At 38.3% G+C, this 11,393-nt stretch carries 13 protein-coding genes, 1 tRNA gene and 1 pseudogene; 5 read left to right on the top strand and 10 right to left on the bottom strand.

The window, feature by feature from the left end:
• From QZ106_RS06895 to QZ106_RS06910, 4 genes are all read right to left on the bottom strand, one after another.
• Window positions 1-797 (bottom strand): hypothetical protein (locus tag QZ106_RS06895; protein WP_295975906.1); only part of this gene is annotated, 797 nt, incomplete at its 3' end.
• 186 nt (window positions 798-983) lie between these two features.
• Window positions 984-1,676: a hypothetical protein gene (locus QZ106_RS06900; RefSeq protein ID WP_295975907.1), complete on the bottom strand. Its 693-nt coding sequence runs from the start codon at window positions 1,674-1,676 to the stop codon at window positions 984-986.
• Between the two features lie 3 nt (window positions 1,677-1,679).
• Window positions 1,680-1,886: an AlpA family transcriptional regulator gene (locus QZ106_RS06905; protein WP_295975909.1), complete on the bottom strand. Its 207-nt coding sequence runs from the start codon at window positions 1,884-1,886 to the stop codon at window positions 1,680-1,682.
• Entirely contained in the window at window positions 1,883-2,557 is a 675-nt protein-coding gene (locus tag QZ106_RS06910; protein WP_295975911.1) for a hypothetical protein, read from the bottom strand. Before QZ106_RS06910 ends, QZ106_RS06905 begins: the two co-directional genes overlap by 4 nt.
• 470 nt (window positions 2,558-3,027) lie before the next feature.
• Here QZ106_RS06910 and QZ106_RS06915 point away from each other — a divergent pair, with 470 nt between their 5' ends.
• Window positions 3,028-3,309 (top strand): ogr/Delta-like zinc finger family protein, encoded by a 282-nt coding sequence (locus tag QZ106_RS06915; RefSeq protein WP_295975913.1) that lies wholly within the window; start codon window positions 3,028-3,030, stop codon window positions 3,307-3,309.
• On the opposite strand, the gene QZ106_RS06920 is transcribed toward QZ106_RS06915, so the two are convergent.
• Together QZ106_RS06920 and QZ106_RS06925 are read right to left on the bottom strand one after the other, a co-directional pair.
• Window positions 3,284-4,504 carry an integrase arm-type DNA-binding domain-containing protein gene (locus QZ106_RS06920; RefSeq protein WP_295975914.1) on the bottom strand — a complete coding sequence of 407 codons (1,221 nt, stop codon included), beginning with the start codon at window positions 4,502-4,504 and terminating at the stop codon, window positions 3,284-3,286. The genes QZ106_RS06915 and QZ106_RS06920 overlap by 26 nt on opposite strands.
• A 214-nt stretch (window positions 4,505-4,718) precedes the next feature.
• A tRNA-Ser gene (locus tag QZ106_RS06925) sits at window positions 4,719-4,808 on the bottom strand.
• Between the two features lie 156 nt (window positions 4,809-4,964).
• Here QZ106_RS06925 and dauA point away from each other — a divergent pair.
• Both dauA and QZ106_RS06935 read left to right on the top strand, forming a co-directional pair.
• Window positions 4,965-6,710: a C4-dicarboxylic acid transporter DauA gene (gene dauA / locus QZ106_RS06930; RefSeq protein ID WP_295975917.1), complete on the top strand. Its 1,746-nt coding sequence runs from the start codon at window positions 4,965-4,967 to the stop codon at window positions 6,708-6,710.
• A gap of 36 nt (window positions 6,711-6,746) precedes the next feature.
• Window positions 6,747-7,382: a bifunctional 4-hydroxy-2-oxoglutarate aldolase/2-dehydro-3-deoxy-phosphogluconate aldolase gene (locus QZ106_RS06935; RefSeq protein ID WP_295975918.1), complete on the top strand. Its 636-nt coding sequence runs from the start codon at window positions 6,747-6,749 to the stop codon at window positions 7,380-7,382.
• A 129-nt stretch (window positions 7,383-7,511) separates the two neighbouring features.
• On the opposite strand, the gene QZ106_RS06940 is transcribed toward QZ106_RS06935, so the two are convergent.
• Genes QZ106_RS06940 through folB form a run of 3 tightly spaced genes read right to left on the bottom strand, consistent with a single transcriptional unit; the run spans window position 7,512 to window position 9,478 of the window.
• Complete coding sequence (locus tag QZ106_RS06940) at window positions 7,512-7,658, bottom strand: hypothetical protein (RefSeq protein ID WP_198009763.1); 147 nt, start codon at window positions 7,656-7,658, stop codon at window positions 7,512-7,514.
• Complete coding sequence (gene mltF / locus QZ106_RS06945; RefSeq protein WP_295975922.1) at window positions 7,627-9,099, bottom strand: membrane-bound lytic murein transglycosylase MltF; 1,473 nt, start codon at window positions 9,097-9,099, stop codon at window positions 7,627-7,629. The genes QZ106_RS06940 and mltF overlap by 32 nt, the downstream gene beginning before the upstream one ends.
• Window positions 9,100-9,124: 25 nt before the next feature.
• The gene (gene folB, locus QZ106_RS06950) at window positions 9,125-9,478 is read right to left on the bottom strand and encodes a dihydroneopterin aldolase (RefSeq protein WP_021615802.1); all 354 of its coding nucleotides are present in this window, start codon (window positions 9,476-9,478) and stop codon (window positions 9,125-9,127) included.
• Between the two features lie 99 nt (window positions 9,479-9,577).
• Between folB and plsY the strand changes: the two genes are divergently transcribed.
• Entirely contained in the window at window positions 9,578-10,174 is a 597-nt protein-coding gene (gene plsY, locus QZ106_RS06955; RefSeq protein ID WP_295975919.1) for a glycerol-3-phosphate 1-O-acyltransferase PlsY, read from the top strand.
• 66 nt (window positions 10,175-10,240) lie between these two features.
• A complete protein-coding gene (locus tag QZ106_RS06960; protein WP_295975921.1) occupies window positions 10,241-11,158 on the top strand; it encodes a DMT family transporter in 918 nt (305 codons plus the stop codon).
• 148 nt (window positions 11,159-11,306) lie between these two features.
• Here QZ106_RS06960 and QZ106_RS06965 read toward each other — a convergent pair.
• Window positions 11,307-11,393: pseudogene (locus QZ106_RS06965) on the bottom strand (elongation factor Tu); the annotation flags it as partial.

Here is an 11,393-nt window from a genome sequence, read left to right on the forward strand (position 1 = left end):
CTCTTTAGTTTCTTATTTTCCTCTTTGATTTTTAAATACGCTTTATATATGTCTTCTTGATCTTTTTCTTTTTTCTGCTTTATTTTTGTAGATTCTTGGACGTAGTCATCAACATTTCTAAGAATAAAATCAATTTTTTCTTTCTGAATGTAAACATCATTTACAAAATCTAAGGTTAGATCATTTAAAATACCATCATTAAAAGTTACTTCCATCTTTGAAATATAATATTCAAGAACACAATCATCTGGGCAAAATTTACAATCTACTAAATCATATTTCATTGTGAATTTATTTCTAAAATTTGATAACGTCAGATTTTCCTTGTTAAGCTTTAATCCGCCATTTCCAAAAAAATTGAAGTAACCTGAAAAATCTGTTATCTCTCGTAAAACAAAATTTTCTGTATTTCTTGATGTGAAATAATTTTCATAATATGAAAATTTAATAACTCCTTTTAGATTAAACTCATCAATATTACATATTTTATTTGTATACTCTGTATCTACATTTTTATAATCATTTGACTCTTCAGGATATAAATATCCAAACTTTCCAGAAATATCACAGCATGAAAGATAAAAATCAAAATTATCCTTATGAATAGGTTTTATTCCTTTGCCCATTGAAAGCAAATTGTTAGAAAATGAAAAATGAACAAATAATGCTACATCATAATGTTCATAAAATAATAACAACAATTTTTCTAAATCAAGCTTTTTATTGTAACATTTTTCGTATTCTTCCATTAAGTAACTGACTGGCAAAACGTTACAATCAAATTGCGCATCATTCATAAAATGAGTCCTTATAGTGTGTATTTATACAGTTATTATACAGCCTTTACGACGTTTTCCAATACTGTATATTATCTTCTAACACTGTCTATTTCAGGCAAAAAAATAGCCGGTTTTTTACCCGGCTGGTTTGTATCAACATTTATTTTCCCATTGCCTCCAATGCCCCGGCAAAGTCACCCTGGTTTATTCTCCTTTCTTTGCTAATTGAGTTAACTCTGTAATTCGGTTTTGGCGTTGCATTGTAGCTGAATAACTATGGCCAAATGCAATATGATAGCCCTCAATATTCAGTTTTGTTGCCGGAATATCGGTCAGTTTATCTTTCAGCTTTGTCGAAACAATACTGAGAAATTGCTCCCGAATATCTAACGCACTTGTTATATTTACGGATTCGTTACTCTGTGAGGAATTTCTAAAGATTTTGAATAGGAGGTTGAAAGGTGGTATCACATCCTCACTTAATTCATTAAGATAAGCCTCGAAATACATATCAAAGAAACGAATATAACAATGTTTTAATTCTTCTGCTTTGTTGTGATAATCCGTGAGAATAATCAATTCTTTGTTTATTTCTGTTTTCTCTACGGCTCGTCTAATTGCTGCAATTTTTCGGCTATTTGAATTGATTTTGTCTGAATATTCATCAAAGTGAGAAAAATCAATTTCCCCGTCACTGGTTGACGTCATATTATCAATATTGCTTTGTAACTCGTTATTCTCCGCCTCTAAGGCCGCAATCATTTTTTTATTGCGGTCAAGGTTATTTGTAATAGTCAGTAAGTTATCCTGAATTGCATTAAACTCACTCAACACAGTTCCTGCACGTGCTTTAAGTGCTTCTAATGCGTGATTCTGTTCTGTGTCTTTCAAAAACATTTTTTACTCCGTTTGGTTTCGTTGGTTGATTTTTTCCTGCATCCATTCCATTATTTCACTTTCCAGCCATACGACATTTTTTGCGCCGATAGAAATATTTTTAGGGAATGTTCCATTTTTCATTCTTAGGTAAATATTCGCGCGTTTTAGCCCTGTTCGGCTCATAACCTCATCAAGTCTTATAAAGCGTTCTTGTTTAGATTCCGTCATTCTTTCCCTATAACTTCTAATACAATATTTCGCATAATTTCCGCGTTAATAGTTTGTCTTTCATCTAAAAACGGTCTTTTTGTGGTTGGAATAATCCAAGATTTTAGCCCTCTACCTTTCCCGGTATTCATCATTTTTCTAATGATTACACCAGCTTGATCTATGGTGAGTTTGCTCTTAATTTCTTTGATTGTCGCATTTTTCCATTTAGTTCTACCTGTTTTAGTTCTTCCAACTGGAATACGATAACCTAAATCTTTTAATTTTTTTGCCTGTCTGCTAGTGCACGGTTCTGAATTTGCCCTCCTATCTTTAAAATCACTAACATTAAAATGGTTATCTAATCCGTATTGATGTTCAGCGGCTATACGTGCCGTTTTATTAAGCTTAAAATATAACCGCCCCTTTTTGTTATCACCTTCAACACTTAACTTTTTAGCAATACTCCTTAACATTTTATAATTGCCATGCTTTCTAGGTTTCCATCTTAAGCCGGTTGGCGTCATTTGATTGGAGGTCTTATCTTTAGTTATATCTTTCATTCTCCGCAATGTTTGAATAATGATTTTTTTCTTTTCCTTATCCGGAAGCATTAATAGCTCAATATCTTTTTTAAAATCGTTAAATGCTTTTGGGTTGATTCCCATTCTTAAAAGACGTTTTTCCTGCATTATTTTATTGCCTCTTAGAAAATCAGACTGTATTAGGTAAAATTAGATCTTATTTGATTTACTAAATGTTAGTGGAAGGTGTGAGAGAATTCATTAAAGTTAAAGTGTGATAGGCGTTATGACACGATGAAAGGAATTTTTGTATATTTATCGTTCAATCAAAGAAGGGACGCCGCGTAAAATTTCACGTCACGTAAAATCCACTTCCTCCCCCGCCGATTTTAGGGGTATTTTTCATCATTTTTCAGTTAATTTTCACTCTTTATTTAATGTAACTTATTGATCTAAATAATATAAACTTAAAATCTTTACATTTTCTTAACTGTAAAAATTTCACGTTTTTTCAGTGTTTTTCAGTTAAGGAATGAGTGAATTTTATTGATATAAACTATAGTTTGTTGATTTATAATGCTTTTTCTAATTTTACGTGAGGCAATTCATTAAAAAATTATTTCAGTTAAGGGGGAAAAGTGAGAGTATTAAGAGTAAATTGCAATATCTGTAAAAGTGATTGTGTGATAAATCGAACAGAACGAATTCATGAGGATCTAAGCCGCCTATATTGTTCCTGCAAGAATGAAGACTGTAAGCATAAATTTGTTTTAAACATGGAATTTAGCCATTCAACACGGGCAAGTGATCTAAAAAAAGACGAAATTTTAAAAACACTTCTAAACCAATTGCCCGAAACGAATAAACAGGAAATTATCCAGTTTCTACAAAATACTATGAATGGATATGAGCGGACTTAATCGCCTCTATTTTGCATTTTTCAACGTAATCGCCCCAAACATTCATAATCTCCTGCCTAGAACGCCATTTTTTTGATTTATCGTAGGCGGCGCGAACCTTACCCCGATTTTCATGAGATAAACAAAGCTCAATTGCCTCCGATGAAAACACATCAAGATCATGAAGATAAGTACTGGCAATGGAGCGTAAACCATGCGCAACCAACAACCCTTTAAATCCCATACGTTTTAACGCCACATTCGCTGCCTGAGTGCTCATAGGTTTATTGTACGGTGCGGAATAAGTCGCAAAAACATATTTCCGATTAAAAGTGTATTGCTTCATTTGCTCCAAGATATTTAAAGCTTGCGGAGAAAGTGGGACGCTATGCGGACGTTTACCGCCTTTCATCCGTTCCGCCGGGATATGTAATGCTTTAGCTTTCCAATCAATATCCGTCCATTCCACTTGAACAGCCTCAGCCGGGCGCAAAATCGTTAACAATTGCCATTCAATCAAAAGGGCCGTCGGTTTTTGCACGTTTGCGTTATTCAATACCCGGAAAAGTGTAGGCAATTCTTCAGGTTTAATGGTTGGCTGATTTTTCGATTGAATGTAGTTAAATTCATCATGAACTTTCCGAAATGGATTCTTAACGATCAATTCCTCATCCTCTGCCATCTGAAAAATCTGACCCAACGCAATATTAATCTTATAAAGCGTATTTGAGTTTTTGAGTGGCAGCAGTGTTGGCGAAAAGGTTTTTAAATTGGCTTCCGTAATCAGAATGGATGCTAAAGTAGGGAATAAATGCAATTCTACGCGTCTAAATGCCTCATTAATGGTGTCGCTTTTGAATTTACCTTGTGCTAACCGCTTATCACGCCATAAGCGCGCTAAATCGGCAAATGTCATCATATCTTCAAGCGGTTTATTTTGTTCCTTGCGATAAACATTAGGATCGATATTGCGTAAGAGTAGTCTTCGGTATTCCTGCGCCATTTCTCGTGCATAAGAAAGCGACAAATCAGGATAATTTCCAAGGCTAATTTTTTTATGTTTTCTTAAAAACTTATAGGCAAAATACCAAACTTTAGATCCATTAGGAAAAACGCGAATATATAAGCCCTTACTGTCTGATTTTGTATATTCTTTATCCAATGGTTTGAGGTTTTTCAACGTAGTATCGCTCAAAGGTTTAACAAATTTGCTCATATTCTTTTAACCCTATGATTTAAAAGGAAGTATTAGCATTTTAGATCCCACTAAAATTCGAAAAAATTTACTGGGAGTTAAATTGGGATCTAAAACGCGTGAATAAAAGCAATCAAAAATAAACAGTATGGAACGTTAAAAAACAATAACTAATTGAATTTACAGGGAGTTATGTTAGAAAATGAACGTCGGCGAACGTTATTGAATTGAATAATGGCGGTGAGAGGGGGATTCGAACCCCCGATGCAGTTTCCCACATACACGCTTTCCAGGCGTGCTCCTTCAACCACTCGGACATCTCACCGTGATTAGGACGTGCGAACTATAAGGATTTCATTGAGTTTCGTCAAGTATTTTTGTAATTTTGTCGTTCATAAGATAAAAATTTCACCAATAATCGGGTAAAATAAGCGTCCATTCAGGATTATCCCACTCAATTTTTTATCCGCTATTATTCATTATGTTAAAAAAATGGTTTCTTACTAAAAATGCCTTTCTGTCAGTTAAACCTTTCAGCGCATTAAAAGACAGTTTCAGAAACGGCTATACTTCCCGTCATTTGACCAAAGATATTATTGCCGGGTTAACCGTTGGCATTATCGCCATTCCTCTTTCCATGGCACTTGCCATTGCCAGTGGCGTACCACCGCAGCACGGGTTATACACCGCCATTGTTGCGGGGATTATCATCGCATTAACGGGAGGTTCACGCTTTAATATTTCCGGCCCAACGGCCGCTTTTGTGGTGATTTTATTCCCTGTTACTCAGCAATTCGGTTTAAGCGGTCTGCTGATGGCTACATTGCTTTCCGGTGTCATTTTGGTATTGATGGCGTTGTTCCGCCTAGGGCGGCTTATCGAATACATTCCGCTGCCTGTCACGCTCGGCTTTACATCAGGCATCGGCATCGTGATTGCCACCCTACAAATTAAAGATTTCCTTGGTTTGAGCATTGAACAAATGCCGTCTCATTATCTTGAAAAAGTGCAAGTTATTTTGACCGCACTTCCAAGTATCAATTGGGCAGATACCGGCGTAGGGATAATTACGCTTATTGTTTTAACCCAATGGCATAAACTACGCCTGTCTATTCCCGGTCATTTGCCGGCGGTGATTCTCGCGACATTGCTCTCGTTATTGCTGACCCACTTCGGTTATTCTGTCGCAACCATCGGTACTCAATTCCAATACACACTTTCCGATGGCACGACCGGCTACGGTATTCCGAATGTTTTGCCTGAATTTTCCTTGCCATGGAATATTCCTGATCCACAAGGTAACTTAATTAACTGGAATTTTGACACCATTCAACGCCTATTGCCGGCGGCATTTTCCATGGCGGTCTTGGGCGCAATCGAATCATTATTGTGTGCCGTCATTTTAGACAATATGACCGACACCAAACACCATTCCAATAACGAACTATTAGCGCAAGGTCTTGGCAACATCGCCTCTCCATTTTTTGGCGGAATCACAGCCACCGCAGCCATCGCGCGTTCTGCGGCAAACGTTAAATCCGGCGGCGTATCACCAATTTCAAGTGTTGTGCACGCTTTATTAGTGTTGTTTGCCTTATTGTTTTTTGCGCCTGCACTGTCTTATTTACCGCTATCTTCGATGGCCGCGCTCTTGTTGGTTGTAGCTTGGAACATGGCGGATTTACCAAAAATTATTCAGCTTATCCGTCGTTCCGGACGTAACGAAATTGCCGTATTACTGGTTTGCTTAATCCTCACGGTCTTATTCGACATGGTCATTGCCATTTCTGTGGGCGTGTTATTGGCTAGTCTGCTGTTTATCCGCACTATCGCCGAAATGACCAAATCCATTAGTATTGCAGTGCCGGAAGATTTGGATGATGTATTAATTTATCGTATTAGCGGACCGCTCTTTTTTGCGGCGGCGGATAATCTCTTCGCCGACTTGCACGAGAAAACCGTCCACACCGATCACGAAATCAAACATATTGTTTTACAATGCGATGCGGTGACCGTACTGGATGCCGGGGGAATTCATGCACTCACACGCTTTGTGCAACACATGTTGCCTCACCAACAACTTTATATGTGTAACATGCAGTTCCAGCCACTACGCACGATTGTTAAATCCGGTTCACTGCCTGAAATCCAAAAAATTACGTTCACCTCTGATTTAACCGAAGCATTGAATAAAATTCGGGAATTTGAAGGGATTGAAGCGAAATAATTTATTTGTAGGGTTCCCACATTAAAAGGAGACACTATGCTGACTCTAGCGACAATCACAACACAACTTCAGCGACTGAAAGTCGTCCCGGTTATCGCATTGGATCATGCCGGGGATATTTTACCGTTGGCAGATACGCTGGCACAAAATGGGTTGTCGGTAGCGGAGATTACGTTTCGTTCTCCGGCGGCTGGAGAGGCGATTCGCTTGTTGCGCCAACAGCGACCTGATTTTCTGATTGCGGCAGGGACGGTTTTAACCGCCGACCAAGTTTTTCAAGCGAAAAATGCCGGTGCAGATGTTGTCGTGACGCCGGGGTTTAACCCTAAAATTGTGCAATTATGCCAAGACCTAGGTTTACCGATTATACCGGGCGTGAATAATCCGATGGCGATTGAAGCAACCTTAGAATTAGGCATTGATACAGTAAAATTCTTTCCGGCGGAAGCTTCCGGTGGTGTGAAAATGATTAAAGCGTTATTAGGCCCTTACGCGCAATTAAAAATGATGCCAACAGGGGGAATTGGGTTGCAAAATATTCAAGATTATTTAGCCATTCCAAATGTAGTGGCCTGTGGTGGATCTTGGTTTGTTGAAAAAACACTAATTAACGCGAAAAATTGGTCAGAAATCAATCGATTAACCCAAGAAGTCGTTACGCTGATAAAATAATAAAGTGCGGTTAAAAAACATTGTAAATTTTCACCGCACTTAGAAAAAGTTAATGACATTCGCCCATAGGTATCAAACATCCCCCATCTCCTCACATCGAATCCCTATGCAAGAACAGAGGGAAGTGAACTACATTTCTTGTACCACAAATTGCAAGGCATGACGGGCAAATAATTTGGCTTTGCGCTGCTTTAAATGTTTTAAGCGTAAAGCACGTGCTTGTTGTTGGTGGAAAAATTTCTTTTTACTCGGTTTTAAGTGTTTTCTCTTGTTCATGATCATTTTCCTCTGCAGGCGAATCGGTGCTTGAATTGTTATTTACGTCTTCGTTTTTATCACTTTGATTTTGTTGCACACGGTAATAATTCATAATGCTATTCATATAGCGACGAATATTTTCGACATATTGAACGGCTTCATAACCTCGAGCATAGCCATATTTTAGGTTGGTATAGTAACGCTTTTCCGCCAATAGCGGTAAGTTCTTTTTCACATCCAGCCAATTGTCTGCATTCCCTCCTAAACTTTTGGTTAAGCGGCGTGCATCCAATAAATGCCCTAGACCCATATTATAAGCCGCTAAAGCAAACCAAATACGATCGTCATTGTTGATACTGTCGGGGATCTGTTCAATCAACCAATGTAAATATTCAGAACCGGCTTTGATGCTTTGTTCGGGATCGGTACGATCAGTGATTTTCATGCGTTCGGCAGTATCTTTGGTCAGCATCATCATACCACGTACGCCTGTGGGTGACGTGGCATCAGGGTTCCAGTGAGATTCTTGATAGGCGATAGCGGCCAATAAACGCCAATCTAAATTGCCTTTATGTTTCGTAAAGAGCGGTTCAAATTTCGGAAGAATCGCTTCAATAGAATTCAAATAGGATTTGGTATCCACGTAATCAAACTGGCGAAAATGATTAAAATATTTCTCTTCAATATTGGCAATTAATCCTGAATCAATCGCGGTATTCATGAAATCCAGCAAGGCTGATTGCAATTCGTTAGACGAATTATTGGATAAATACCAATGTACGCTCATTTCATCTGTTAAATCAAATGCCACCGCAATTTGCGGTTTGATTTGTTGGGTTGCAGAAATATCCAAAGAATTGGCAAGGGTGTACGCAATTTTACCTTCTGCCACTTGTAATAATAATTCTTCCTGTGTGAGTTTTTTATCTACCCGCCAACGGAGTTTCGGATGCTTAAGTTGGGCATCTTTTAAAATTTGCACTAATTCGGAGCTTTCAGGAATCACCAATGTGTCATTAATTTGCGCCAAAGAACGAGGTCGATTTTCGCCTTTGCGATACGCCAGTTGCCAAGAGGCGGAATAATAAGAAGGGCCTAGCTGGAAATGCTCCGTCTTATCTGTTTGATAGAAAAGATTCGCCGCGGCAATATCAATTTTATGTTCATCTAACGCATCAAATAGCGTGTCAGTACTCTCCATTGACCGCATTTCAAGCTCTACGTTTAAATAGCTAGCAAAGGCTTTGCTTAATTCATATTCCAAGCCGGATTCCCCCTCTCCATTAATAAAATAAGAGATGGGGTGATTAATCGTACCAACCACTAATTTGCCGCGTTCTTGAATTGCTTGATAAGGGTTTTCTTCCGAGTGCATGATATGTTGCCACGGAAATACCATATCAATCGCCCAAAGTAATAAGCATAAGCCTGCAACAATACGTAAAAATAAACCTTTCAAATGATATTTCTCTTGATCTTGTTTGTTATAAACGTCGTTCAATGATCACGCCAACGTTATTTGCTTGTGCTACCGCTTTCGGTTTGCTTAATTTAAGCCGAAGCCACGTTATTCTAAATCGTTGTTGTAATTGCTCTGCTACTTCATTGGCCACCCGTTCAATCAATAGAAAGGGTTTAGACGCTACATAATCAATAATAAATTCACTGATTTGCGCATAATTAAGCGTTAATTGTACATCATCCGCCGCTGCAGCTTGGCGGGTATCCCACGCCATTTCGACATCAAAAATCAGCTTTTGTTTGATTTGCTGTTCCCAGTCATATACACCAATTTGTGCAAATACCGTCAAACCTTCAATAAAAATTAAATCTTGCATGGGTTTTCTATACCGTGAGTAACCAAAATTTTTGTGGGCTTATACTACCAACTTTGGGTACAATAGACGAACTCTTTTTACTACGCCATAGGAAATTCCATGAGCCTTTTTGCCTTATTTTATATGCTATTGAGCTACTTACTCGGCTCCATTTCCAGTGCAATTTTATTATGCCGACTTGCCGGCTTACCCGATCCTCGCACATCGGGCTCAAATAATCCGGGTGCAACAAATGTATTACGCATCGGTGGTCGCTGGGTAGCGTTAGCCGTATTACTTTGCGATATGTTAAAAGGAACATTGCCCGTTTGGTTGGGTTATTATCTTGGCTTAACCCAATTTGAATTAGGCATGGTGGCACTCGGTGCTTGCCTTGGTCATATTTTCCCCATTTTCTTCAAGTTTAAAGGTGGAAAAGGCGTTGCCACTGCCTTCGGTGCCATCGCGCCCATTGCTTGGGGCGTTCTCTTTTCTATGTTAGGCACATGGCTAGTAGTTTTCTTGATCAGCGGCTACTCTTCTCTCAGTGCTGTCATCACTGCACTATTCGTGCCGTTTTATGTTTGGTGGTTCAAACCCGAGTTCACTTTTCCTGTGGCGTTAGTCTGCTGTTTACTCATCTATCGCCATCATGAAAACATCCAACGCCTCTGGCGCGGACAGGAAGATAAAATGTGGAGTAAGTTAAAAAAATAATCTACGTAAAACACGGCAAAAAACGACCGCACTTCAAAATATGGCGTAAGTAAAAGGAAGATAATCATGAAACAACAACCTGTCGTGGGCCTTCTCTTCGCATTAATCACCGCAATAGCCTGGGGAACTTTGCCTATTGCGTTGAAACAAGTGCTCGCCAACATGAATACGCAGACCATTGTATGGTATCGATTTATCACAGCGAGCGTGGTTTTATTTATTATTCTTTGGCATAAAAATAAACTGCCGACAACCGATAAGCTTGGCTATTATGGCTGGTTAGCTGTCATTGGTATTGTAGGTTTAGCTGGCAACTTCTTCTTATTCAATAACGCGTTGAATTATATTGAACCATCCATTGCGCAAATTTTTATCCCTTTATCTTCTTTCGGAATGTTAATCTGTGGTGTATTTGTTTTTAAAGAAAAGCTTGGCGTGCATCAAAAAATTGGCTTGGTCTTATTACTGATTGGATTAGGCTTATTTTTCAATGACCGTTTAGCTATTTTCACTGAACTAAACACCTACTCCACTGGAGTTTTTATCAGTATTAGTGCTGCTTTAGTTTGGGTCGTCTATGGCATGGCGCAAAAATTAATGCTTCGTAAATTTAGCTCACAGCAAATTCTATTTATGATTTACTTGGGTTGCGTCTTTGTATTTATGCCCTTTACTGAATTTTCTCAAGTCGAAAACCTTACACCATTTACATTTGGATGTTTTATTTATTGCTGCCTCAACACGCTCTTCGGTTATGGTGCCTATGCCGAAGCGCTCAACCGGTGGGAAGTATCGAAAGTTAGCGTAGTTATCACTTTGGTGCCGTTATTCACCATTTTATTTTCCCACTTAGCTCACTACATTGATCCCTCAGATTTTATTGCCCCTGAACTCAATACTATTAGCTATATTGGTGCATTAATTGTTGTTTGTGGTGCGGTTTTATCGGCTATAGGACATAAATTATTTGCTTATCGCGCATAAATTAATTATTAACTTAAATATAGATTTATCTTAAGCCTCCTCAAATTAAACTAACATTAAATCAACAAAAAAGGCTACGTTTAAAAAACGTAGCCTTTTATTTAACGATAACAATTTAATTCTTGAAAATTAAATTATTCCCTATCAATTACTTGATGATTTTAGCTACCACGCCAGCGCCTACTGTACGGCCACCTTCACGGATAGCGAAACGTAAACCTTGGTCCATCGCAAT

The sequence above is a fragment of the uncultured Aggregatibacter sp. genome (assembly GCF_901873365.1).
GTDB lineage: Bacteria > Pseudomonadota > Gammaproteobacteria > Enterobacterales > Pasteurellaceae > Aggregatibacter.